The organism is Streptomyces sp. NPDC029041, assembly GCF_040637515.1.
Taxonomy (GTDB): domain Bacteria; phylum Actinomycetota; class Actinomycetes; order Streptomycetales; family Streptomycetaceae; genus Streptomyces.
In genome coordinates this window covers 127,988-151,990 of the sequence record NZ_JBEZWO010000009.1, presented here as the reverse complement: position 1 = coordinate 151,990, position 24,003 = coordinate 127,988, and the positions used below count along the sequence as shown (strand labels likewise).

The window sequence follows — 24,003 nt, the reverse complement described above, 5'->3', positions numbered from 1 at the left end:
GGAGGACCTGATGGAGCCGGCCCCCGCCCCGGCGGCCCGCCCGCGTGCCCGCCGACGTCCGGTCTTCCACCGCCTGCGGGTCGCCGCCGTGCAGCCGCTGTGCGAGGACGCGGTGGCCGTCAGCTTCGACATCCCGGCCGAGCTCGCCGAGGAGTTCGCCTTCGCGCCCGGACAGTCGCTCACCCTGCGCCGCGACATCGACGGCCGGGACGAGCGCCGCTCGTACTCGATCTGCGCGCCCGCCGGCACGGCGCCCCGGATCGGCGTCCGGGTGGTGCCGGGCGGCCTGTTCTCCTCCTGGCTGGTGCACGACGTCCGCCCCGGCGACACCGTCGAGGTCATGGCGCCCACCGGTGCCTTCACCCCCGACCTCACCGCGCACGGCCACCACGTCCTGATCGCGGCGGGCTCCGGCATCACGCCCATGGTCTCCATCGCCGAGTCCGTCCTGGCCGCCGACCCCCGCTCTCGCGTCACCCTGCTCTACGGCAACCGCCGCACCGGCACGGTGATGTTCGCCGACGAGCTCGCCGACCTGAAGGACCTCTACCCGACACGGTTCCAGCTCGCCCACGTCCTCTCCCGCGAGCCCCGCGAGGCCGAGGTGCTCTCCGGCCGCCTCGACGCCGAGCGGCTCTCGGCGCTCGTCGACGCCCTGGTGGACGTGGAATCGGCCGACCACTGGTGGCTGTGCGGCCCGCACGGCATGGTCCGTGCCGCCCAGCAGGTCCTGACCGGCCTCGGCGTCCCCGCCGACCGTGTCCACCAGGAGCTGTTCTACGCCGACGACGAGCCCGTCCGCGAGGTCCGGCACACCGAGACCGGCCCCTCCGGCCCGGTCAGCCAGGTCACCGTCACCCTCGACGGCCGCTCCACCACGTCCCCGCTGCCCCGCGACCGCACCATCCTGGAAGGGGCCCAGCAGACCCGCCCCGACCTGCCCTTCGCCTGCAAGGGCGGCGTCTGCGGCACCTGCCGGGCCCAGATCACCGACGGCAAGGCCGAGATGCGCCGCAACTTCGCCCTCGAACCGTCCGAGGTCGACGCGGGCTACGTCCTCACCTGCCAGTCGTTCCCGGTGTCGGAGGAGCTGACGGTGGACTTCGACACCTGATCGTCCAAGCGGCGGGCCAGCCTGCGGCCCCAGGCCCGGCCCGGCGCTTCGACGTGGCGGTGGGTCAGCACGCACAGGGGCAACAGCACGGCGAAGAACGCCACTTCGAGCACGGCGTCGTCGTCGCGCCTGCGTCCGGTGGTGCTGTCGATCACTGCCAGCAGCACCGGATGCACCAGGTACACCGAGTAGCTGATCGCTCCCAGGCCGGTCAGCAGCCGTGGTACGCGCCGGTGGCGCCACGCCCATCCGGCCGCGAAGGTGAGCACGGCCAGCAGGAACGCCGTGATCCAGCCACGTCGGGTGAAGTGGTGGCCGTCGCCGTACCGGTAGGCACTGGCCACGGCACAGGTGACCACCACGATGGCGGTGCCTCCCGTGCGACGCCAGGTGCTCTGCCCCCGCTCGGCTCGATGGACCGCGGTGCCGAGGAACATTGCCGCGAGGATCACCAGGCCCTCCCACAACGGGACCGTGCCGTTGCACGCGATCAGCACGAGCCCCAGCGCCCCGCCCAGCACACCCCCGAACACCCGCAGCTTGGGAGAGCCGGAGCTCGCACAGCACAGGGCGACACCCATGGCGATCGACGCGAAGGCGATCAGCGGGCCGGTGCCGACCAGGCCGGACAGCGCGGAAACCGGCAGAACGGCACTCGCCCCTGCGCTCACTCCCGCGAGGGCCGCCAGGCCGCCCGCGACCGCCGCGGACTGCCGGTGCAAGCGGACTGTGAAAAGCGCGACGACCAGCAGGTAGAAGCACATCTCGTACGACAGCGTCCACAGGACGAGCAGGACGTTGGGCGTCCCCAGCAACTCCTGGAGCATCGTGACGTGCGCGACGGTCACGGTGAGCGTGCTCTGCCCGTCGACGTCCCGTACCTCAGCGAGGCCGAGGAAGTCGACGCCGAGGAACACCGCGACGACGACCGCCCACAGCGGATACACCCGGAAGACCCGCCCGATCCAGAACGCCCGCACACAGCCCCGGCGTTCCAGCGATGCCGGGATGACGTACCCGCTGACCAGGAAGAACACCAGGATGCCGTAGCGGCTGGTGTTGAACTGGGGCATCAACTCCGCCCGTAAGTCCGGCATGAAGGTGTGCGAGGAGTGGTCGAACACCACGACGAGGGCGGCGAGTCCGCGCAGTGCGTCGAGCCAGCCCAGCCGGCTCACCGGGTGCAGGACTCGACCTCGTAGTACTCGATCTCGTCCCTCCGCACCGGTTCGCCCAGGGAGTTCTCGATCACCAGCGTGCTGCCCCGGCGCAGGGTGATGGGCCAGGCCCGGACGGGGTCGCCCTCGGCGGTGAGAACCTTGACCCGGGGGATGTCCCACGAGCTGCACATGTCCGCGGGGGCGACCACATCCACCCGGATGCCCCACGGGCGCACGCGCTCCGCGAGTTCCAGCTGGTCGTCGATGCCGAAGCCGTTGGTCCTGACCATGAGTTCGACACTGCCGTCGTCGCGGCGTTCCGCCGCGAACGCGCCGGAGTCGGCGGGCGAACCGGGCACCACCACCGTTGCGGCCCACGCCGCCGCGCAGGCCGCCACCACTACGGCGATCCGCCGCGGGGCGAACCGGCGGCGCACGGAAGCCGTCGCCCCGCCCACGTCGTCCGCCCCGGGCCCCGCCCCCCGCAGCGCGATCTCTCTCTTCAGCTCACCGAGCAGCCGGTCCTCGAACGTCGTCCTCGCGCTCATGCTTCCCCCCTCGCCGCGTACACCAGCGATGCCTCCGCCGTGCGAGCGGTCCGGCAGTCCGTCTCCTCGCGCAGTGCCTTGCGCGCCCGGTGCAGCCGGACCCGGGCCGTGACCTGGCGGATGCCCAGGGCGGCCGCGGCCTCGGTGACCGTGAGCTGGTCGACGGCGATCAGTTCCATGACGGCCCGCTCGCCCTCGGGCAGCCGCGCCAGCGCGGCAAGAACGCGCCGCCCGGGGCTCTCCGCGTCGAGCCTGTCCTCGATACGGGCGATGTCGTCGGGCTCCAGCAACCGCCGCCCGGAGATGCGCAGATCGCGTTCGGTCTCCCGGGCGATCCGGCGGCGCTCCGACGACACCACGTTGCGGGCGATGCCGTACAGCCAGGCGGTCTCGCTGCCGAGGTGCGGCCGGTACGTGCCGGCCGAGTCGAGGACGGCGAGGAAGATCTCGGCCGTCAGGTCGGCCGCCGTGTGCGGGTCGTCCACCCGGCGGGCCACGAAACGCAGCACCGCGTCGACGTGACGCCGGTAGAACTCCTCGAAGAGCCGCGGGTCGCCGGCCGCCGCAGCGAGCCCGCCCCGTAACCGTTCCGCGTCTTCCACGAATGTCCCCTTCTCGTCGACAGGTGCCTGTCACTTGTTCTTGGAACGGGACGCGAAAAGCGTTACACGGGGTGCGCTCCCCGGTCGGCGCGCAGCACCCGCAACGCCATGAGTGCCACGTGGAGTTCGGTGCGGCGGTCGCCGGATTCGAGGTCGGTGTCGAGGAGGCGTTCGATGGCGCGCAGGCGCTGGTACATGGTCTCCCGGGACAGGCCGCCGCGACGGGCCGCCGTGGTCTTGTTGCCGGCCGCGTCGAGGTAGTGGCCCAGGGTCGTCAGCAGGTCGGTGCCGTGCCGGGTGTCATGCTCGATGAGGCGGCTCAGCCGGCGTTCGGTGTAGTCCTGGATCCTGGTGTCCTCGCGCAGCGCGTACAGCAGCCGGCGCAGGTCGATGTCCGGCAGTTCGTGGAAGGAACGGTCCGCGGGCGGGGCCTGGCCGGGCGGGGTGGCCTCTATGACCCGGGCCGCCTCCCGGAACGAGCGTGCGGTCTCGGCGAGATCCGTGACCTCCGAGCCGACCCCGACGATCGCCGCCGGGGCCATGGCCAGCGCGGTTCGGCTCAGCCGTTCGGCCACGGGCCGCCAGGGCTGGGCCGGGCGCAGGGCCAGCAGGACGCCGAGGCGGCCGGGGGAGAGTTCGCCGACCAGGGCCGGGACGCCGGCCGACCTCAGCTCCCGGTGCAGCCGGCTCTCCGGCTCGGCGCCCGCCCCGCCGGGTCCCGGGTCCACGAGGACCGCCAGGAACACACCGGCCTCCGTGGGCAGGCCCAGCGCGGCGCAGCGGGCACGGACGTCCGCGGGGGAGTGGTGGCGCTGCTCGGCCAGCTCCCGCAGGGCGTTGCGGTGGGCCGTGCGCTCCCACGGCGTGGAGTGGATGAGCCGGGCCACGGTCAGGGCCATCGCCGTCCGCTCCAGGACGGTGATGTGCTCCGGCCCGAAGACCGGCCCGTCGGAGGGCAGCATGGCCAGCCGCCCCCACCGTTCGCCCTGGTAGGAGACCGGCGCGGTGAGCCAGCCCTCCGGGCCGCCCACCTCGGTGTGGTCCCGGGGCGCGGTCGCCCGGGAGCGCCGCTCCCAGTCCCCGAGCGCCTCCTCCACCGTGCTCCCCGAGGGCTCGCAGATCAGCGCCTGGTGCGCAAGGTTCTCCAGCACGACCGTTCGGCCGCTCATCTCCGCCGCCGCGCGGACCACCTCCTCCGGCCCCGCCCCGCGCAACGTCAGGGCCGTGAACGCCTCGTGGATCCGCTGGGTCCGCCGCATCGCGTCGGCCTGGTTGCCGAGGATCAGGGCGTGCACGACCTGGGTCACCTCGAGGAAGTTGACATCACGGGCGAGGGTGACCAGGGGCAGGCCCCGGGCCCGGCAGGCCTGTACGAGGGCGTCGGGCGGCCGGTGGTAGCGCCGTACGAGTTCGATGACCAGGGCGGCGGCTCCCACCTCGGTGAGTTCCTCGACGTACCGGCGGACCCCCGCGGGGTCCTCGGGCAGCGGCATGCCCGTGGTCAGGACCAGCTCGCCGCCCTTGAGGAAGGAGGCGGGGTCCGTCAGCTCGGTGATGTGCACCCAGCGCACCGGCCGGTCCAGAAGGTCCAGCCCCGTGACGACCTGGGGCTGCCCGGCGGCCAGCACCGGCAGGGCGAGGACGTCGGCGAGGGTCGGCGCACGGCCGGCCGGGGCGGGGTCCGGGCCCGCCGCCGGGGGGTGAGCGTTCACGGTGCCTCCCTGCATGCCCGGTCACTCTGACAAGCGGCGCTGACCTGCGCAAGAGCTGCCCGCAGGAGGGGCGGGCGGTGCACGGGGGGTTCGGCGGTTGACACAACGTCCGGACAACGGGTTCCGGCTGGACAGATCACGCGTTGTCCCGTTTCGCGGCGGCTTCGATGCTCGGGTACCGGAGCTGAGCCAAGCCACCAGACCTCGTCGTACGGCCGGGAGACACCATGACCGCACTGTCGCCGCACCTTCGCCAGGCCACGCCCGTCGTGGCCGCCCGGGGCGAGGGCGTCCACCTCTACGGTGAGGACGGCCGCCGCTACCTCGACTTCACCGCCGGCATCGGCGTCACCAGCACCGGGCACTGCCACCCCCAGGTCGTGGCGGCGGCGCAGGAGCAGGTGGGCACGCTGATCCACGGCCAGTACACGACCGTCATGCACCAGCCGCTGCGCCGCCTCGTCGACAAGCTGGGCGAGGTGCTGCCGGCCGGACTGGACAGCCTGTTCTTCACCAACTCCGGCAGCGAGGCCGTCGAGGCGGCGCTGCGGCTGGCCCGTCAGGCCACCGGCCGGCCCAACGTCCTGGTCTGCCACGGCGGCTTCCACGGCCGCACGGTCGCCGCAGCCTCCATGACCACTTCCGGCACCCGCTTCCGCTCCGGGTTCTCGCCGCTGATGAGCGGCGTGGTCGTCACCCCGTTCCCGACGCCCTTCCGGTACGGCTGGGACGAGGAGACCGCCACCCGCTTCGCGCTGAAGGAACTCGACTACACCCTCCAGACGATCTCCTCGCCCGCCGACACTGCGGCGATCATCGTCGAGCCGGTCCTCGGCGAGGGCGGCTACGTCCCCGCCAACCGCGCCTTCCTCGAAGGGCTGCGGGAGCGGGCGGACCGGCACGGCTTCCTGCTGATCCTCGACGAGGTGCAGACCGGCGTCGGCCGCACCGGCCGCTTCTGGGGCCACGACCACTTCGGCGTCACCCCCGACATCCTGGTCACCGCCAAGGGCCTCGCCAGCGGCTTCCCCCTCTCCGGCATCGCCGCCTCCGAGGAGCTGATGACGAAGGCCTGGCCCGGCTCGCAGGGCGGCACGTACGGCGCCAACGCCGTCGCCTGCGCCGCCGCCTGCGCGACGCTGGACGTCGTACGCGACGAGAAGCTCGTCGAGAACGCCGAGGCGATGGGCAAGCGGCTCCGCCAGGGCCTGGAGGCCGTGGCCGACCGCACCCCGGGCATCGGCGACGTCCGCGGCCTCGGCCTCATGCTCGCCACCGAGTTCGTCACGGAGGACGGCAGCCCCGACCCGGAGACCGCCGCCCGCGTCCAGCGGGCCGCCGTCGACGAGGGCCTGCTCCTGCTGCTGTGCGGCGCCTGGAACCAGGTCGTCCGTATGATCCCTGCGCTCGTGATCGACGAGAACGGCGTCGACGAGGGCCTGCGGGCCTGGGCCATGGCCGTCGAGGCCGGAACCTCGGGAGCGGCGGACCGATGACCACCGCCACCCGCGACCTGGCGGGTCTGACGGCCCGTATCGCCGAGTTCGCGCCCGGTCTGCGGGTGGAGACCGGCCCGGGGGCCACCGGCCCCTACGCCTACGACGCCTCCAACTACCGGGTGCCGCCCAGGGCGGTGGTCTTCCCGCGCACCGCCGACGACGTGGTCGCGGTGCTGCGGGCCTGCCGGGAGGCCGGTGTGCCGGTCACCGCCCGGGGCGGCGGCACCAGCATGGCCGGCAACGCCGTCGGGCCGGGTGTGGTCCTGGACTTCTCCCGGTACATGAACCGGATCCTGGACATCGACGTGGAGGCGCGCACCGCGCGGGTCGAGGCGGGTGTCGTCCTGGACGCGCTGCGCAGCGCGACCGCGCTGCACGGGCTCGACTTCGGCCCGGACCCCTCCTCGCACAGCCGCTGCACCCTCGGCGGCATGATCGGCAACGACGCCTGCGGGAACCGGTCGGTGCGCGACGGGCGGACCAGCGGGCATGTCGAGGCGCTGGAGATCCTGACGGCCGACGGTGTGCGGGCCGTCGCCGATCACCGCGGGCTGCGTCCGGTGGACCCGGGTGACGCCGGGGCCGTGGCCCGGCTCGAATCCGGCCTCAGGCGCCTGGTCGAGCAGAACCTGGCGCCGATCCGGACCGAGCTGGGCCGCATCCCGCGCCAGGTCTCCGGCTACCAGCTCCACCACCTCCTGCCGGAGAACGGCTTCGACCTGGCCCGCGCTCTGGTGGGTACCGAGGGCACCTGTGCGGTCGTCACCGCCGCGACGGTCCGCCTGGTGGCGACCGCACAGGCAACCACGCTCCTCACGCTCGGCTACGACGACGTGGTCGACGCGGCCGAGGACGTGCCCGAGATCCTGCGCTTCTCGCCGAGCGCGGTGGAGGGCATGGACGAGGCGATCGTCGCCACCATGCGCGCCCGCCGCGGCCCCGGTTCCGTCACCGGCCTGCCCGCGGGCCGCGCCTGGCTGTACGTCGAGCTCGAAGGCGACGACCAGGCCGACGTGGACGCCCGGGCCGCCGAGTTGCTCGGCGTGCTGACGGACCTGGGGCGGCTGACCGGGGGCCGGGTCGTGCAGAGCCCGGCGGAGCGGCGGTCGCTGTGGCGGGTGCGGGAGGACGGTGCCGGGCTCGCCGCCCGGCTCGTCGACGGCGGGGAGTCCTGGCCGGGCTGGGAGGACGCTGCCGTCGCCCCGGAGGACCTGGCGGCCTACCTGCGCGGTTTCCGCAAGCTGCTCGCCTCCCACCATCTGACGGGTGTGCTGTACGGGCACTTCGGCGCGGGCTGCGTGCACGTGCGGATCGACTTCGACATGACCACCGGCACCGGCCGGGAGGTCATGCGCCGCTTCCTCGCCGAGGCCGCCGCGCTGGTCGTGGAGCACGGCGGCACCCTGTCGGGTGAGCACGGTGACGGACGTGCCCGCGGCGAGCTGCTCGAGGTGATGTACAGCCACCGCATGATCGCCGCGTTCGCCGCCTTCAAGCGGGTCTTCGACCCCGACGGGCTCCTCAATCCCGGTGTGATCGTCCACCCGGCCCCGCTGGACGCCGCTCTCGCGCTGCGTGAACTCCCCCTCGTGGACACGACGTTCGGCTTCCCGCACGACGCGGACGGCTTCGCCGGAGCCGTACGCCGCTGTGTCGGGGTCGGCCGCTGCCGCAGTGACGCGGGCGGGGTGATGTGCCCCAGCTACCGCGCCACGGGCGAGGAGAACGACTCCACCCGCGGCCGGGCCCGCATGCTCCAGGAAATGGTCCGGGGCGAGACCGTCCGGGACGGCTGGCGCTCGACCGAGGTCAAGGACGCCCTCGACCTGTGCCTGTCCTGCAAGGCCTGCTCCAGCGACTGCCCGGTGGGTGTCGACATGGCCACCTACAAGGCCGAGTTCCTCCACCAGCACTACCGGGGCCGCCTGCGCCCCCGGTCGCACTACTCCCTGGGCTGGCTGCCGAAGACCTCGGCGCTCGCGGGATACGCCGCCCGGCCGGTCAACGCCCTGCTGCGCGGCCCGCTCGGCAGACTCCTGGCCCGTCTGGGCGGTGTCACCACCGAGCGCAGGATCCCCGCCTTCGCCTCCCGGCGCGCCCTGCGCAGGACCCTGCGCGCGGCACAGCCCGCAGGACCCGCCAAGGCGGTCCTCTTCGTGGACAGCTTCACCCGCGCCTTCCGCCCCCGGGTCGTGGGAGCGGCGAGCCGGGTGCTCGCCGACGCCGGTATCCCCTGCACACCCCGGGACGGCCTGTGCTGCGGGCTGACCTGGGTCAGCACCGGCCAGCTGGACACGGCCCGCAAGGTCATGGCCCGTACCGTCGCCGCCCTCGACGACGGTGACGACCGGCCCGTCGTCGTGGCCGAACCGAGCTGTGCCGCCGCCCTCAAACGCGACGTGCCCGAGCTCCTCGGCACCGAGGCCGCCCGGCGGGTCGCCGACCGGGTGCGGACCTTCACCGGGGCCCTGACCGACCTTGCCGAACCGGGCTGGACTCCACCGCCCCTCCCCGAGAACGTCGTGCTCCAGACCCACTGCCACGAGTACGCCACCTTCAAGGGCCGCCACCCCGCCGACCTGCTGCGGCGCCTGGGCGTACGCGGAGTCGACGAGGCCGAGGGCTGCTGCGGACTGGCCGGCAACTTCGGCTTCGAGGCAGAGCACTACGACACCTCGATGGCCGTCGCCGACCTCGCGCTGAAGCCCCGCCTCGACCACCTCGACGGACGGCCCGTCATCGCCGACGGCTTCAGCTGCGCCACCCAGATCGACCACCTCGCGGGCGGCAGGGACATCCGAGCCCTGCACCTCGCCGAACTGCTCGACCCCGCCGCCGACCAGCCAGGAGAAACGACATGACCGAGGTTCCCACTCAATTGTTCATCGGCGGTGCCTGGGTGGACGCCGCGGACGGCGCCACCATGCCCGTCGACGACCCCGCGACCGGCGAGATCCTCTGCCGCATCGCCGACGCCGGCCCCAAGGACGCCCGGCTCGCGGAGGAAGCGGCCGTGGAGGCCCAGCGGGACTGGGCCCGTACGGCCCCCCGGGCGCGCAGCGAGATCCTGCGCCGCGCCTACGAGATCGTCCTGGAGCGCACCGACGAACTGGCCCACCTGATGACGTCCGAGATGGGCAAGCCGCTCGCCGAGGCCCGGGGAGAGGTGGCGTACGCCGCCGAGTTCTTCCGCTGGTTCTCCGAGGAGGCCGTGCGTATCGACGGCGGCTGCGGCACCCTGCCCGACGGCCGCAACCGCATGCTGCTCTCCCGCCGCCCGGTCGGACCCTGCCTGCTGATCACGCCGTGGAACTTCCCGCTGGCCATGGGCACCCGCAAGATCGGCCCGGCGATCGCGGCGGGCTGCACGATGATCCTCAAGCCCGCCCCGCAGACCCCGCTGACCAGCCTTGCGCTGGCCGGGATCCTCAAGGAGGCGGGTCTGCCGGACGGGGTGCTGAACGTCGTCACCACCTCCCGCGCCGGCGAGGTGTGCGAGCCGCTGCTGCGCGGCGGCCGGATCCGCAAGCTGTCCTTCACCGGCTCCACCGCCGTGGGCCGGCTGCTGCTCGCGCAGTGCGCCGACGCGGTCGTCCGCACCTCGATGGAGCTGGGCGGGAACGCGCCCTTCATCGTCTTCGACGACGCCGACCTGGACGTGGCCGTGGACGGGGCGATGGTCGCCAAGATGCGGAACATGGGCGAGGCCTGCACGGCGGCGAACCGGTTCTTCGTGCACCGGTCGGTGGCCGAAGAGTTCGGGCGGCGGCTCGCCGAGCGGATGGGCGCCCTCGTGGTGGGACCCGGGACCCGGAACGGCGTCGACGTCGGCCCGCTGATCGACGCCGCCGGACGCACCAAGGTCGCGGACCTCGTCGCCGACGCGGTGGAGCGCGGCGCCCGGGTGCTCGTCGGCGGCCGCACTCCGGAAGGGCCCGGCCACTTCTACCCGCCGACCGTGCTGGCCGACGTCGATCCCGGCAGCCGTCTGATGGACACGGAGATCTTCGGCCCGGTCGCCGCGATCCTCACCTTCGACGACGAGGACGAGGTGCTGCGCCGCGCCAACGACACGCCCTGGGGCCTCGTCGGGTACGTGTTCACCCAGGGGCTGGACCGCGGGCTGCGCGTCAGCGAGGGCCTGGAGGTGGGCATGGTGGGCCTGAACACCGGCCTCGTCTCCAACCCCGCCGCGCCCTTCGGTGGAGTCAAGCAGTCCGGGCTCGGGCGTGAAGGCGGCCGCGTCGGGATCGACGAGTTCCTGGAGTACCAGTACCTGGCGGTGCCCGTGCGGTGAGGGCGGGGTGCTGACGGCGCCGAGGCTGTCGCATGAAGGTATGAATGAGTCTTCATGTGTTCCTGTATGGTGGGGTGGCCACGCGACCCCGCCAGAAGGACCCCTGATGACCTCCACGCTCGCGCCCCAGCCGGTCGAACGGGCGAAGCCCGCACGCACCGGAGCGACGGCCCGGCGGCGAACCCGTGTCCTCGCGCTCCCCGAGGCACGCTGGGCCGCCGCGGCCACCGCCTTCTTCCTGCTCGCCCTGCCCTTGCAGCTGACCGGCGCACCCGCCTGGACCTGGGGAGCCCTGTACGCCCTGTCGTACGTGGCCGGGGGCTGGGAGCCCGGCTGGGAGGGCCTCAAGGCTCTGAAGGACCGCACCCTCGACGTCGACCTGCTGATGGTCGTCGCCGCACTGGGCGCGGCCGCGATCGGGCAGGTCATGGACGGCGCCCTGCTCATCGTCATCTTCGCCACCTCGGGCGCGTTGGAGGCCCTGGCCACGGCCCGTACCGCCGACTCCGTGCGCGGCCTGCTCGACCTGGCCCCCGCCACCGCCACCCGGATGGGCCCGGACGGCGCCGAACAGGCCGTCCCCGTCGAGGAGCTGGAGGTCGGCGACACCGTCCTCGTACGCCCCGGGGAGCGGATCGGCGCCGACGGCCGGGTGCTGGACGGGGCGAGCGAGGTGGATCAGGCGACCATCACCGGCGAACCGCTGCCGGCGGCGAAGGAGCCCGGCGACGAGGTCTTCGCAGGCACCCTCAACGGCACCGGCGCGCTGCGGATCCGGGTCGAACGCGACGCCTCCGACTCGGTGATCGCCCGGATCGTCCGCATGGTGCAGGAGGCGTCCGAGACCAAGGCGCCCACGCAGCTGTTCATCGAGAAGGTCGAACAGCGCTACTCGCTGGGCATGGTGGCCGCGACCCTGGCCGTCTTCCTGGTCCCGCTCGCCTTCGGGGCCGAGCTCACCGACGCCCTGCTGCGCGCCATGACCTTCATGATCGTGGCGTCGCCGTGCGCGGTCGTCCTGGCCACCATGCCGCCCCTGCTGTCGGCCATCGCCAACGCCGGACGGCACGGCGTGCTGGTGAAGTCGGCCGTCGTGATGGAGCGGCTCGGCCAGGTGGACGCCGTCGCCCTGGACAAGACCGGCACCCTCACCGAGGGCGGTCCCCGTGTCACCGACGTCCGGCCGCTGCCCGGATCCGGCCTGGACGAGGCGGAGGTGCTGACGCTGGCGGCCGCCGCCGAGCGGCCCAGTGAGCATCCGCTGGCCCGGGCGGTCGTGGACGCGGCCCGCGAGCGCGGTCTCGACCTGCCCGACGCACGGGACTTCGGCTCCGCGCCCGGCGTGGGAGTCACCGCCGTCGTCGGCGGCCGCACGGTCGAGGTCGGCGCACCGGCCCGGCTGGCGGCCGACGCCGTGGCCGCTGCCGCGGAACTGGAGGAGTCCGGCCGTACCGCCGTCCTGGTCGTCGTCGACGGCACTCCCGCCGGGCTGCTCGGCATCGCCGACCGGCTGCGCCCGGACGCCGCCGCCACCGTCACCTCCCTCGCCCGGCTCACCGGCACCGCCCCGGTGCTCCTCACCGGCGACAACCCCCGCGCCGCCGCGCACCTCGCCGCCGAAGCCGGCATCGACGACGTGCGCGCCGGGCTGCTGCCGCAGGACAAGCTGGCCGCCGTCGAGGAGATGGAGAGGGCGGGCCGCAAGGTGCTGGTCGTCGGCGACGGCGTCAACGACGCTCCCGCGCTGGCCGCCGCGCACACCGGCATCGCCATGGGCCGGGCGGGTTCCGACCTGGCCCTGGAGACAGCGGACGCCGTCATCGTGCGCGACGAACTCGCCGCGGTTCCGGCCACGATCGCCCTGTCCCGTCGCGCCCGCCGCCTCGTCGTGCAGAACCTCGTGATCGCCGGGGTGTTCATCACCGGCCTCGTCGTCTGGGATCTCGCCGGTGACCTGCCGCTGCCGCTGGGCGTCGCGGGCCACGAGGGCTCCACGGTCCTGGTCGGCCTGAACGGGCTGCGGCTGCTGAGGGAGAGCGCCTGGCAGCGGGCCGCCGGGGGAGACGACTGAGGAACGCCCGTCAGCGCACCGGTGGGGGAGCGCTGCTCGCCCGCACCACGAGGTCCACGGGCACGAGGGTGCCGACGCCGGGCCGCTCGCCCGGGCCGTCGATGCGGTCGACGAGGAGCCGCAGCGAACGGGTTCCGATCTCCGCGAAGTCGGTGCGGACGGTGGTCAGCGGCGGGAGGAAGTGCGCGGCCTCGGGGATGTCGTCGTAACCGACCACGCTGACGTCCCCGGGGACCGATCGTCCCGACTCGTGCAGCGCGTGCAGCAGGCCCAGCGCCATCTGGTCGTTGGAGGCGAACACCGCCGTCACCTCGGGGCGCCGGGCCAGCCGACGGCCGAGCTCGTAGCCGGAGCCGGCGCTCCAGTCCCCGACGAGGGGGTCCGGAACGGCGGCACCGGCCGCCCGGAGCGTCGCCTGCCAGCCCGTCATCCGGTGGTCGGCGGAGGTCCAGCCCGTGGGGCCCGCGAGGTGCCACACGGTGGCGTGGCCGAGGCCGAGGAGATGCTCGGTGGCCTTGCGGGCACCGGTGCGCGAATCGCCGGTGACCAGGGACGTCTCGTCGTCGAGCGCGTTCTCCAGCACCACCAGGGGAGTGCCCGGATCGGTCGCCTCCGCCAGGGCCCGGCCCACCCACAGCTGGGGCGCGATCGCGATCACGCCGTCCGCCCCCTCGGCCGACAGCCGGTTCAACGCCTCGACGACGGTGTCGTGGTCGGCGGTGTCGAGAGCGATGGAGCTGACGAGGTAACCGGCTTCCTGCGCCGCCGTGTTGATCGCGGTGAGGATCGAGGCGGGCCCGTACCGCGCGGCGTCGAAGGAGATCACCCCGAGCATCCGGGTCCTGCCGCTGGCCAGGGACCGCGCGCTGCGGCTGGGCCGGTAGCCGAGGGTGCGCATGGCGTCCAGGACCGCCTCGCGGGTCTGTGTCCGGACGGCCGGATGGTCGTTGAGTACCCGCGAGACCGTCTGCTTGGAAACCCCGGCCATCCGGGCCACGTCGGCCATCACCGGCCGGGTACCGGCGAAGTTGCGCCTGCTGCGGCCCTTGGGCACGGGGCCGTCGGGGGCGCTCGGTGTCATGGCGGATGATTCCTCGAGGTCGGCACGGCGGTCCTGAAGCCGCCCGGCGGAACCACAGCATAGGCCGGGCGGCGCTCGCGGGGTCCCAGCCGCGGACCAGGGCACCCACGGCATGCCTCACCAGGTGTTCTCCGGGCCGAGGTCGGGGGTGTCGGTGAGCCGGGCACGGGTGGTCGTGGTGCCGTGCAGCTCCAGCAGGACGAGTTCGTTGGTGCCCGGGCGCAGCACCGGCGCGGGAACGTACAGCGTGCGCTGCGGGCCGCGGTTCCAGTAGCGGCCCAGGTGGAAGCCGTTGACCCAGGCCTGGCCCTTCGACCAGCCGGGCAGGGAGAGGAACGCGTCGGCGGGGGTGCCGACGTCGAAGCTGCCGCGGTGGAAGGCCGGCACGGTGACCGGTGCCTTGCCGGCCGGGGCGAACGGCACCGCGCCCAGGTCGTCCAGGGGCAGCGGACGGCACTCCCAGCCCGTCAGCTCCGTGCCGTCGAGGGAGACGGGCCCGAGCAGGCCCTTGGGCGCTCCGATGCGGGGGCCGTAGTTGACGCCGCCCATGTTCTCGACGAGCACCTCCAGCTTCGCGCCGGGGCGCGGCACCCGCACGGGCAGCGACTCGTCGTGGCGCTCGCTCTCCAGCACGCCCACGGGTGCACCGTCGACGAAGACCTGGGCGCGGTCCCCGACCCCGTGGGCGAAGTGCAGCAGGCCGTCGCCGCCGGCGGGGAGGGCGGTGCGGTAGAGGGCGTAGCCGGTGCGCTGCCCGAGCTCGTCCATGGTCACGGGCGTGTCGGCGCGTACGCCGGCCGCGAGCGAGCCGGCGAGCGGCAGGAGGTCCGCCCGGCTGCCCAACTCGACCGAAGTGGGCGGGAGTTTGGCACTCGGGGCCGGGGCTGGCTCGTCGGGCACGGCGGCGTGGCGGGCGATGACCTCGCGGAAGGCGTGGTACTTCGGGCCGGGGTCGCCGCACTCGGTGAGCGCGGCGTCGTAGTCGTAGGACGTGACGGTGGGTGTGTAGGCGTGCTTGTGGTTGGCGCCGTTGCCGAAGCCGAAGTTCGTGCCGCCGTGGAACATGTAGATGTTCACCGACGCCCCGGCGGACAACAGCCGGTCCAGGTCCGCGGCGGCGTCGGCCGCGTCCCGCACGTGATGGGGGCCGCCCCAGTGGTCGAACCAGCCGATCCAGAACTCGGCGCAGAACAGCGGGCCTTCGGGCCGGTGCTCGCGCAGCCGGGCCAGGGACCGCTCGATGCGGCTGCCGAAGGTACTGGCGGTCAGCACACCCGGGAGGCTCCCCGCGGCCAGGTGCTCGGGATCGGCCTGGTCGCAGGTGAACAGCAGCTCCTCGACGCCGCGGGAGCGGAGGGCGTCGGCGAGGTGCTTCAGGTAGGCGCCGTCGTCGCCGTAGGCCCCGTACTCGTTCTCGACCTGTACGGCGATGACGGGACCGCCCGCCGCCGCCAGGTAGGGGCGGAGCGCGGGCAGCAGCAGGTCGAGGTAGCGGTCGACGGCCCCGGTGAAGCGTGGATCGCTGGTGCGCAGCCGGATGTCCGGGTCGGACGTCAGCCAGTCGGGCAGGCCGCCGCCGTCCCACTCGGCGCAGATGAACGGCCCCGGACGCAGCAGCACCCGCAGCCCCTCGTCCTGCGCGAGCCGGAGGAACCGGGGCAGGTCGAGGAAGCCGTCGAGGACGAGGGGGCCCTCGGGCCCGGGCTGGTGGTGATTCCACGGGATGTAGGTCTCCACCGTGTTGAGCCCCATCAGCCGCGCCTTGCGCAGCCGGTCGGACCACAGCCCGGGGTGGACGCGGAAGTAGTGCAGCGCGCCGGAGATGATCCGGAACGGCTCGCCGTGCAGCAGGAATCCGTCGGACGTCGTCGTCAGGGCGGGCATGCGGAGGCTTCCCTTCTGGAAGGTGGAAGTGCGGTCGGCCGGTCTGGAGATGCGGGAGCGCGGCAGCTGGTCCGCAGGGGCGGGAGTGCGGTCAGCGGGAGCGGGTGGCGCGGATCAGCCAGAGCGTGGCGGACAGGCAGAGCGCCGATACACCGCAGAGCAGGAGCGGCACGGCGCGGACCCCGGACCACTCGATGGCCTTGCCCAGAGCCGGCCCCGCTACCACGCCCCCAGCCATGGAGGCGGCGATGACCAGCGCACCGGCCCACCGGGCCCGCGGGGCGGCGCGGTTGAGCCACGGCAGCCCGGTGGGGAAGATCGGCGCGATGAACAGACCGACACCGGCGTACGCGTAGGGCGCCAGTGCCGGGACGGCCGCGGCCAGCAGACACGCCGTCATGCCCGCGCAGGAGACGGTGATGATGGCCTGGGCGGAGAAGCGCACCGCGAGCGGGGCGACCAGGAAGCGGCCGACGGTCATCATGAGCCAGTACACGGAGGTGGCGGTGGCGGCGACACCGGCGCCGTAGCCGACGGTCTCCAGATGGGTGGGCTCCCAGCCGCCGACACCGGCCTCGATGCCGACGTGCAGCACGTAGAGGACGACGAAGACGGCGAGCACGGAGCCGAGGCTCCGTCCGAGGACGGCCGTGCCGCCGGTCCGCTCCGCGGCCGCGACGGGCGCCTGGTTCCGCACGCCCTTCAGGCACAGCAGCAACGGCAGGTTGGCGGCGGCGAAGGCGAGGAAGACGGCCGGGTAGTGCTCGGAGCCGACCGCGCCGATGACGGCGGGGCCTGCGATGGCGCCGATGCCGAAGTGCGCGTTGAGGATGTTCAGCATCGCGGTCGAGCGGTGGCCGAAGCCCACGGCGAACAACTGGTTGAGGCCGTAGTCGATGCCTCCGAAGCCGAGCCCGGCGAGCAGGGCCGCCGCCAGCGCGGCCGGCCAGTCGGGCGCCAGCGCGAAACCCGCCGCGCCGATCGCCATCAGCAGATACGAACTGCCGAGGATCCGCCGGTTCCCGACCCGCCCGTAGAGCCGGTCGAACAGCAGCACACCGGCGACACCACCGACGAAGTGCGCACTGAGCCCGAGCCCCGCGGCGGACGGCGACAGTCCGAACTCGGCACGCAGAGCCGGGATCGCCGGCCCGTACAGCGCCTGCAACGCCCCGATCAGTACGAAACCGGCGCACGAGGCCAGTACGGCGGCTCTGCTGAAGAGCGGGCCGGGCGGGGCGGGAGAGGGACGGGCGACGTGCTCTTCGATCACGCGGACTCCGGGGGACGGCCCACCGGGAGGTGGGCGGAGGGCACGGTCTGCGGACGGGATGAGAGGAGTGATGTTACCGGTAACATCAAGCCCGTCAACATCCCCGGCGGGCCCGGAGATCGCCCGGGTGCCACCACAGGATCTCCCCGGCCCTCCCACGAACCCTGAAGATCCACCAGGGTTGCCCCGTTCCCGTTCGGGTACGCGAGCAGGACCGTACTCGGGGCGGATCTTGCCCCGGGCAGGCCGCACGACCGCCGCAACCAGGGAATGTGCCATGGAGACACCCGCAAACGACCCCACGCCCACGCCCGCCCAGCAGGCATTGGACGTCCTCGCCGAGAACACCGAGGACGCGGCGGCTCTGGACGCGCTCGCCAACAGCGACGTGCTCATCCCCGTGCCCGACGACGCGGCCGACGCCGACGCCACCAACCCCTCGGCGGTGGCCCTGCCGGTGCTCGAGCAGCCGGGCGGCGAACCGGTGGTGCCCGTGTTCACCTCCGAGGTGGAGATGGCCGGGCTGCTGCCGTTCGTCTCCCGCTACCGCATGGTGCCACTCGGCGCCCTCGCCGCCCAGTGGCCGGCCGACGACCTGTCGCTCACCATCGACGGCAGCTCCGAGCACCGGTTGACGCTCACCTCGGAGGGAGTCCGCACCCTACTGGTCCGATAGCAGCACTCACACCGGGTGCCCGCGCGGTCGCGGCAGGTCAGAGCGCGCTTTGCCGGGGTTCGAGACGCCCCGCGAGCCGACAGAAACCCTGACCCGCCGCCGCACCGCGCGGGCGGTCGGCAGGGCCTTTGCCCGAGCCGGCTCCTCCGGCCGCTGCGACGTCGTCACCAAAGGCTCCGGCAGCCGGGGCGACGGCCCCTTCCTCGCTCGCCGAGCGGCGTCGTCGCACCGCACGACGGGCAACGGGAGAAGGGGGCAAGGGGATATGCCCGGGGGCCTGTCCGCCGGGGCGTGACGCCCGGCGCCTATTCGCCCAGCGTCCGGGCCAGCGCGGCCCGCTGCAGCGGCAGTACCTCGGCGTGCAGGTCACGGCCCCTGGCGGTCAGGGCGACATACACGCCCCGCCGGTCCTCCGCGCACACGGACCGCGTCACCAGACCGTCCTTCTCCAGCCGGGCGATCAACCGCGACAGCGCGCTCTGGCTCAGGTGGACCCGCCCCACGAGGTTCTGCACCCGGCACTGCTCGCCCTCCTCGGGCGCCGTGGTCGCGAGCATGTCCAGGACCTCGAAGTCGGAGGCGCCGAGACCGTGCGGATGCAGCGCCCGGTCGATCTCGCACATCGTGCGCGCGTGAGCGGACAGGATGTCCCGCCACCGTTCCTCGAGCTGTCCACCAGCCGTTCTCGCCGCCATAAGGGAACGGTAACACCGGTGCGGGATTCAATGACCGTGCATGGATCACCTTCGGCAACCCCTACGCCGACTCCCGCTCCACCAGTTCCGTCGGCAGGATCACCGCCGCCGGATCCTCGCCCCCGATCTGCGCGAGCAGCAAGCGCACCATCTCGTTGCTGATGCGGTCCCAGGGCTGCCGGATGGTCGTCAGCCCGGGACTGGAGGCCACGGCGGCCGGTGAATCGTCGAAGCCGCCGAGCGCCACGTCCTGCGGCACCCGCCGCCCGGCCCGCCGCAGTGCCGTGAGCGCCCCCTGCGCCATGAGGTCGGAGGCCACGAAGACCGCGTCGGCGTCCGGGGCCTGCGCCAGCAGCCGCTCGGCGCCCGCCTCGCCGCTCGCCCTGCTGTAGTCACCGGAGACGACCAGCCGCTCGTCGAACTCCAGGCCCGCCTCCGCCAGTACCTCCTTGTAGCCGGCGAGGCGCTCGACGCCGCCGGGTGTGTCCAGCGGCCCGGTCACCGTGCCCACCCTGCGCCGCCCGAGCGACAGCAGATGGCGCACCATGTCGCGGGCCCCGTCGCGGTCGTCGGCGGCCACGTAACTGACCTTGGAGGCCAGCCCGATCGGCTTTCCGCACGCGACCAGCGGCACCCCCGCCTCGCGCAGCCGCTCCGCCACGGGAGCACCGGAGCGGCTGGAGACCAGCAGCACCCCGTCGACGTGCCCGGCGGTGATGTACCGCGTGATGCGCCGCCGTTCACCCTCGGTGCCCGCCAGCATCAGCAGCAGCGGGATGTCGTGCGCCGCGAGCGCCTGCGTGCAGCCGCGCAGCAGGACGTTGAAATTGGGGTCCTCGAAGAACCGCTCCTGCGGTTCGGTGAGCAGGAAGCCGATCGAGTCGGACCGCCCGGTGATCAGGGAGCGGGCGTGCCGGTTGACGACGTAACCCGTCTTGCGGATGGCTGCGTTGACCGCCTCCTGGGCGGCCGGGCTGACGTAGTGGCCGCCGTTGAGCACGCGCGAGACGGTGCCGCGTGAGACCCCCGCCTCGCGCGCCACGTCGTGGATCGTGGGCGGCCTGCGCCTGCCTCCCGCAGCGTTCATGGTCATGACTGTACGGCTCCTCTCCCTCCCTTCACCGGCCCATCCGAACTCCGCGATCCGTCACGGCAGTTCGGTATCGGTCATACGATGCCGAGTGCCGGACGGGGCGGCGTCGCCTGCGAGACAGTGGGGGAAGGCGCGGTGAGAGGGCGAAGCCGCGAGGCAGGGGCACGACATGCTGAGGACTCCCACGGACGAGACACGGCTGCGCATCCTGGCCTGGATGCAGGAACCCGGCCCCGCGGCGGACGGTGTCACCGCGGACGACGTCGCCGAGCGGTTCTCGATACCGCGCCCGGCCGCCGTCGGTCATCTCCGGCTGCTGGAGGCCACCGGCATGCTGCGCACCAGCAGGTCCGCGGGCCGTGTGCGCTACCACCGCGACGACATGCGGATCGCCGAGGTCGCCCGGATGTTTGAGAAGGGCTGGTAGGCGACCCGTACCGCGGCATCGCCCCCGATGATGAAGGACACGCGCGCCATGGACCGTCCCACAGCACTCGTCCCCCGCCACTACATCGCGGTGGGCCCCGGCCCCGAGGACGTCGTCGCCGACCCGCGCGGCCGGGTCCTCACCGGCGTCGCGGACGGCCGCATCCTGCGGCTCGACGCCCTCGCCGATCCGGTCGCGGCCCGCGTCGAGGTGCTCGCCGAGACCGGTGGCAGGCCGCTCGGGCTGGAACTCCTCCCGGACGGCGACCTGTTGGTGTGCGACGCCGAGCGCGGGCTGCTGCGCGTGGGCACCGGCGACGGCACGGTGCGGATCCTCGCCGACTCGGTGGCGGGAGAGCCGCTGCGGTTCTGCAGCAACGTCGTGTCCCTCTCCGACGGCAGCGTCTACTTCACCGTCTCCAGCCGCCGGTACCCCCTGGAGCACTGGATCGGCGACATCGTCGAACACTCCGGAACGGGACGGCTGCTGCGGCTCGCCCCCGGCGCCGACGCACCCGAGGTCGTGCTGGACGGCCTGCAGTTCGCCAACGGGGTCGCCGTGGGGGCCGACGAGTCGTTCCTGGTCGTCGCGGAGACCGGCGCCTGCCGGCTTCTGCGCCACTGGGTCACCGGGCCGCGGGCCGGGCGGAGCGAACCGTTCGTCGAGAACCTCCCGGGCATGCCCGACAACCTCTGGCGCGGCGCGCCCGACGGACCGATCTGGGTCGCGCTGGCCGGGCCCCGCATCCCGCCCCTCGCCCTGCTCCACCGCGGCGCGCCCGGCCTCCGGACAGCCGCCGCGCGTGTCGCCGTACGCGCCCCGTTCCGTCCCACCGGCACGATCGCCCTGCAGGCGTTCGACGACGAGGGCCGCGTCGTCCACCACCTCACCCGCCGCCGCTCCGGCTACCGCATGCCCACCAGCGTCTGCGAAGCGGGCGGGCACCTGGTCCTCGGCAGCGTCTGGGAACGGGGCGTGGCGATCTGCGAGCGACCCGTCTTGGGGTGACCCGCAACGGCAGCCTCCGGATACGGGGGTGTCGCGCTCCGCAAGCCACCCGCCCCACTGATCCGCAGCGGGAGCAGCCGGGTACGGCGCGTGGTGGTCCGTGAGTCCGCCCGTCCCGAAGTGATCTGCGTCGGCAGCGTCCGGGTACGTCGGGGGGGCGGTCCGTGAGCTCGCCCGTCCCGAAGTGATCTGCGTCGGCAGCGTCCGGGTACGTCGGGGGGGGCGGTCCGTGAGTCCGCCCGTCCCGAAGTGATCTGCGTCGGCAGCGTCCGGGTACGTCGGGGGGGCGGTCCGTGAGTCCGCCCGTCCCGAGTGATCCGCAGCGCCACCAGCCGGATACGGCGCCTGGCCGTCGTGAGCCGCCCGGCCCGAGTGATCTGCATCGGCAGCGTCCGGGTACGGGGGTCGCCTCCGAGAGCCATCCGTCCCGAGTGATCTGCATCGGCATCGGCAGCGTCCGGGTACGCGGGGTGGCGGTCCGTGAGCCACCCGCCCCAGATGACCCGCATCGTCCGCGCCGAAGTGACCGCACCGCCCGCCCCGTAGTGATCTCCACCGCCTCGGAGTGACCCCACCGCGCCCCGGGGTTACTCTGAATCCCGGCCGCGGCCCTGTCGCGGCGCGGCGGTGGGGCCCGCCGTACCCGAACCGCGGCAAGGACGCCGCCAACGGTCCCTACTTGCGACGGCACGCGCCCGCACGACCCCGGGCTCCCGGCGAGTAGGAGACACATCCCCATGACATCCCCCGAGAGCCTCCGCGTGCGGGGTTCCAGTCCGCGGCAGTCCTCCTGGCGTGCCCAGGCGCCCGTCGTCGGGGTCGTGGCGCTCGGCGGGGCGGCGGGGGCGACCGCACGCTACGCCGCCTCCCTCGGGTGGCCCACGCCCGCGGGTGGGTTCCCCTGGACGACCCTCGGGATCAACATCGCCGGCTGCGCCGTGATCGGCGTTTTCATGGTGATCATCACCGAGGTCCGCACCGCACACCCCCTCGTCCGTCCCTTCTTCGGCACCGGCGTCCTCGGCGGCTTCACCACCTTCTCGACGTACGCCGTCGACATCCGGCGACTCCTCGACGCCGGCCAGGCCGGCCCCGGACTGGCGTACCTCGTCGCGACCCCGCTCGCGGCCCTCACGGCGGTGTGGCTCGCGGCCGGCACCACGCGCCGCGTCCTGAAAGGGAGGCACCGATGACGAGGCTCACCGGCAGGGCCCTGCGCCTGACCGTCTACATCGGCGAAAGTGACACCTGGCACCACAAGCCGCTCTACTCGGAGATCGTCCACCGGGCCCACGCGGCGGGCCTCGCGGGCGCCAGCGTCTTCCGCGGCATCGAGGGCTTCGGCGCCTCCTCCCTGATCCACACCTCGCGGCTGCTCTCCCTGAGCGAGGACCTGCCGGTCGCCGTGGTGATCGTCGACACCGAGCCACGCGTGCGTGCTTTCCTTCCGCACCTCGACGACATCGTCACCGAGGGGCTCGTCACCCTCGACGACTGCGAAGTGATCCGGTACGCCGGACGCGGGGACGATCCCGGCACAGCGGGCCAGCACGGTAAGAAGTCGTTGTGAACTGGCTGCTGGTCGTCTGCGGCGCGATGGTGGGCGCCCCGCTGCGCTACCTCACCGACCGGGCGGTCCAGGCCCGCCACGACTCGGTCTTCCCCTGGGGCACCTTCACGGTCAACGTCACCGGCTCCCTGGTCCTCGGCCTGCTCACCGGAGCCGCCACCCACCTCCAACTGCTGCTCGGCACCGGCCTGTGCGGGGCCCTGACGACCTATTCGACGTTCTCCTACGAGACGCTGCGGCTGGCGGAGACCGGGGCACGTCTCCAGGCCGCCCTCAACGTCGGCCTCACTGTGGTGGCCGGCCTCGCCGCGGCTTTCGCGGGGGCGGCACTGGCGCGTATGTGAGGCGCTTCCATGAGCTTCGTTCTCGTCCGGGTGTAGTAAGACGGTCCCCTCCGCTCCCGCCCCCGAGCAGAACTGGATCCCATGAGCGTCATCAGCGTCGGTCAGGCCGTCGTCCTCGGAGCCGTCGAGGGGGTGACCGAGTTCCTGCCCGTCTCCTCCACCGGCCATCTGAAGATCGTCGAGGGCCTCATGGGCATCCCCGTCGACGACGACGCGGTGGTCGGGTTCTCGGCCGTCATCCAGGTCGGTGCGATCGCGGCGGTGCTCGTGTACTTCTTCAAGGACATCGTGCGGATCGTCTCCGCCTGGGGGAGGGGCCTGCGCGACCGCGAGGAGCGGTACCACCACGACTACAAGTTCGCCTGGTGGGTGATCTGTGCGACCATCCCGATCGTCGTCGTCGGACTCGCCGCCAAGCCCCTCATCGAGGGCCCCCTCGCCTCGCTGTGGGTGGTCGCCGGCTCCCTGATCGTCGGCAGCGGCGTGATGTGGGCGGCGGACCAGATGGGCCGGCACAAGCGCGGGGAGGACGACACCTCCTTCAAGGACGCGATGCTGGTCGGAAGCTCCCAGATCCTCGCCCTGCTCTTCCCCGGTTTCTCCCGCTCCGGGGCCACCATGTCCACCGCGCTGATCCTCGACCTGGACCGCGTCGCCGCCACCCGGCTCTCCTTCTTCCTCGGCATCCCCGCGCTGACCGGCGCCGGTCTCTACGAGCTCAAGGACGCCCTGGGCACGGGAGTGGGCGCCGCCCCGCTCGCCGTGGGCACGGTCGTCTCCTTCGTCGTGGCGTACGCCTCCATCGCCTGGCTGCTGAGGTTCGTCGCGAAGCACTCCTTCAACGCGTTCGTGATCTACCGGGTTGTGGTGGGCGTGGTGCTGTTCGGGCTGCTCGGAGCGGGTGTGCTGCACAGTTGAGTGGTCTGCCGGGAGGCGCCGTCGGCTGTCT

The 24,003-nt window shown here is 73.1% G+C and carries 21 protein-coding genes; 12 read left to right on the top strand and 9 right to left on the bottom strand.

Annotated features, from left to right (window positions below; all coding sequences use genetic code 11):
- Nucleotides 1–10: 10 nt before the first annotated feature.
- Nucleotides 11–1,114, top strand: coding sequence for a 1,2-phenylacetyl-CoA epoxidase subunit PaaE (gene paaE / locus AB0F04_RS24535; RefSeq protein WP_362044912.1), 1,104 nt, complete (start codon nt 11–13; stop codon nt 1,112–1,114).
- On the opposite strand, the gene AB0F04_RS24530 is transcribed toward paaE, so the two are convergent.
- The 4 genes from AB0F04_RS24530 to AB0F04_RS24515 form a co-directional block, all read right to left on the bottom strand.
- On the bottom strand, nt 1,051–2,301 hold the full coding sequence (locus tag AB0F04_RS24530) for an acyltransferase (protein ID WP_362044910.1): 1,251 nt from the start codon (nt 2,299–2,301) through the stop codon (nt 1,051–1,053). The two genes, paaE and AB0F04_RS24530, sit on opposite strands and share 64 nt — an antisense overlap.
- Nucleotides 2,289–2,822: a hypothetical protein gene (locus AB0F04_RS24525; RefSeq protein ID WP_362044535.1), complete on the bottom strand. Its 534-nt coding sequence runs from the start codon at nt 2,820–2,822 to the stop codon at nt 2,289–2,291. The genes AB0F04_RS24530 and AB0F04_RS24525 overlap by 13 nt, the downstream gene beginning before the upstream one ends.
- Complete coding sequence (locus AB0F04_RS24520) at nt 2,819–3,424, bottom strand: RNA polymerase sigma factor (protein WP_362044533.1); 606 nt, start codon at nt 3,422–3,424, stop codon at nt 2,819–2,821. The genes AB0F04_RS24525 and AB0F04_RS24520 overlap by 4 nt, the downstream gene beginning before the upstream one ends.
- 62 nt (nt 3,425–3,486) lie before the next feature.
- The gene (locus AB0F04_RS24515) at nt 3,487–5,151 is read right to left on the bottom strand and encodes a PucR family transcriptional regulator ligand-binding domain-containing protein (RefSeq protein WP_362044532.1); all 1,665 of its coding nucleotides are present in this window, start codon (nt 5,149–5,151) and stop codon (nt 3,487–3,489) included.
- 212 nt (nt 5,152–5,363) lie between these two features.
- Here AB0F04_RS24515 and AB0F04_RS24510 point away from each other — a divergent pair, with 212 nt between their 5' ends.
- The 4 genes from AB0F04_RS24510 (at nt 5,364) to AB0F04_RS24495 (ending at nt 13,003) form a co-directional block, all read left to right on the top strand.
- The gene (locus tag AB0F04_RS24510; RefSeq protein ID WP_362044530.1) at nt 5,364–6,632 is read left to right on the top strand and encodes an aminotransferase class III-fold pyridoxal phosphate-dependent enzyme; all 1,269 of its coding nucleotides are present in this window, start codon (nt 5,364–5,366) and stop codon (nt 6,630–6,632) included.
- A complete protein-coding gene (locus AB0F04_RS24505; RefSeq protein ID WP_362044528.1) occupies nt 6,629–9,496 on the top strand; it encodes an FAD-binding and (Fe-S)-binding domain-containing protein in 2,868 nt (955 codons plus the stop codon). Before AB0F04_RS24510 ends, AB0F04_RS24505 begins: the two co-directional genes overlap by 4 nt.
- Nucleotides 9,493–10,932: an NAD-dependent succinate-semialdehyde dehydrogenase gene (locus AB0F04_RS24500; RefSeq protein ID WP_362044526.1), complete on the top strand. Its 1,440-nt coding sequence runs from the start codon at nt 9,493–9,495 to the stop codon at nt 10,930–10,932. The genes AB0F04_RS24505 and AB0F04_RS24500 overlap by 4 nt, the downstream gene beginning before the upstream one ends.
- 106 nt (nt 10,933–11,038) lie before the next feature.
- A complete protein-coding gene (locus AB0F04_RS24495) occupies nt 11,039–13,003 on the top strand; it encodes a heavy metal translocating P-type ATPase (protein ID WP_362044524.1) in 1,965 nt (654 codons plus the stop codon).
- 10 nt (nt 13,004–13,013) lie between these two features.
- Here AB0F04_RS24495 and AB0F04_RS24490 read toward each other — a convergent pair whose 3' ends face one another.
- The 3 genes from AB0F04_RS24490 to AB0F04_RS24480 all read right to left on the bottom strand — a co-directional run bounded on the left by AB0F04_RS24490 (nt 13,014) and on the right by AB0F04_RS24480 (nt 17,241).
- Nucleotides 13,014–14,084, bottom strand: coding sequence for a LacI family DNA-binding transcriptional regulator (locus AB0F04_RS24490; protein WP_362044522.1), 1,071 nt, complete (start codon nt 14,082–14,084; stop codon nt 13,014–13,016).
- A gap of 117 nt (nt 14,085–14,201) precedes the next feature.
- On the bottom strand, nt 14,202–15,968 hold the full coding sequence (locus AB0F04_RS24485) for a glycoside hydrolase family 35 protein (protein ID WP_362044520.1): 1,767 nt from the start codon (nt 15,966–15,968) through the stop codon (nt 14,202–14,204).
- Nucleotides 15,969–16,059: 91 nt separating this feature from the next.
- Complete coding sequence (locus tag AB0F04_RS24480; protein ID WP_362044518.1) at nt 16,060–17,241, bottom strand: MFS transporter; 1,182 nt, start codon at nt 17,239–17,241, stop codon at nt 16,060–16,062.
- 277 nt (nt 17,242–17,518) lie between these two features.
- On the opposite strand from AB0F04_RS24480, the gene AB0F04_RS24475 reads away from it, so the two are divergent.
- Nucleotides 17,519–17,917 (top strand): SseB family protein, encoded by a 399-nt coding sequence (locus AB0F04_RS24475; protein ID WP_362044516.1) that lies wholly within the window; start codon nt 17,519–17,521, stop codon nt 17,915–17,917.
- Between the two features lie 305 nt (nt 17,918–18,222).
- Here the strand turns inward: AB0F04_RS24475 and AB0F04_RS24470 are convergent, their stop codons facing one another.
- Nucleotides 18,223–18,612 carry a MarR family transcriptional regulator gene (locus tag AB0F04_RS24470; RefSeq protein ID WP_362044514.1) on the bottom strand — a complete coding sequence of 130 codons (390 nt, stop codon included), beginning with the start codon at nt 18,610–18,612 and terminating at the stop codon, nt 18,223–18,225.
- 61 nt (nt 18,613–18,673) lie between these two features.
- On the bottom strand, nt 18,674–19,705 hold the full coding sequence (locus AB0F04_RS24465) for a LacI family DNA-binding transcriptional regulator (RefSeq protein WP_362044512.1): 1,032 nt from the start codon (nt 19,703–19,705) through the stop codon (nt 18,674–18,676).
- 169 nt (nt 19,706–19,874) lie between these two features.
- Here AB0F04_RS24465 and AB0F04_RS24460 point away from each other — a divergent pair, with 169 nt between their 5' ends.
- From AB0F04_RS24460 to AB0F04_RS24435, 6 genes are all read left to right on the top strand, one after another.
- Entirely contained in the window at nt 19,875–20,132 is a 258-nt protein-coding gene (locus tag AB0F04_RS24460) for a helix-turn-helix domain-containing protein (protein WP_362044510.1), read from the top strand.
- Between the two features lie 48 nt (nt 20,133–20,180).
- Nucleotides 20,181–21,140 carry an SMP-30/gluconolactonase/LRE family protein gene (locus AB0F04_RS24455; protein WP_362044508.1) on the top strand — a complete coding sequence of 320 codons (960 nt, stop codon included), beginning with the start codon at nt 20,181–20,183 and terminating at the stop codon, nt 21,138–21,140.
- A gap of 737 nt (nt 21,141–21,877) precedes the next feature.
- Nucleotides 21,878–22,333: a fluoride efflux transporter CrcB gene (gene crcB, locus AB0F04_RS24450; RefSeq protein ID WP_362044506.1), complete on the top strand. Its 456-nt coding sequence runs from the start codon at nt 21,878–21,880 to the stop codon at nt 22,331–22,333.
- The gene (locus AB0F04_RS24445; RefSeq protein WP_362044504.1) at nt 22,330–22,710 is read left to right on the top strand and encodes a DUF190 domain-containing protein; all 381 of its coding nucleotides are present in this window, start codon (nt 22,330–22,332) and stop codon (nt 22,708–22,710) included. Before crcB (AB0F04_RS24450) ends, AB0F04_RS24445 begins: the two co-directional genes overlap by 4 nt.
- Nucleotides 22,707–23,054: a fluoride efflux transporter CrcB gene (gene crcB, locus AB0F04_RS24440; protein ID WP_362044502.1), complete on the top strand. Its 348-nt coding sequence runs from the start codon at nt 22,707–22,709 to the stop codon at nt 23,052–23,054. The genes AB0F04_RS24445 and crcB (AB0F04_RS24440) overlap by 4 nt, the downstream gene beginning before the upstream one ends.
- An 81-nt stretch (nt 23,055–23,135) precedes the next feature.
- Nucleotides 23,136–23,972 carry an undecaprenyl-diphosphate phosphatase gene (locus AB0F04_RS24435; RefSeq protein ID WP_362044500.1) on the top strand — a complete coding sequence of 279 codons (837 nt, stop codon included), beginning with the start codon at nt 23,136–23,138 and terminating at the stop codon, nt 23,970–23,972.
- Nucleotides 23,973–24,003: the final 31 nt, after the last annotated feature.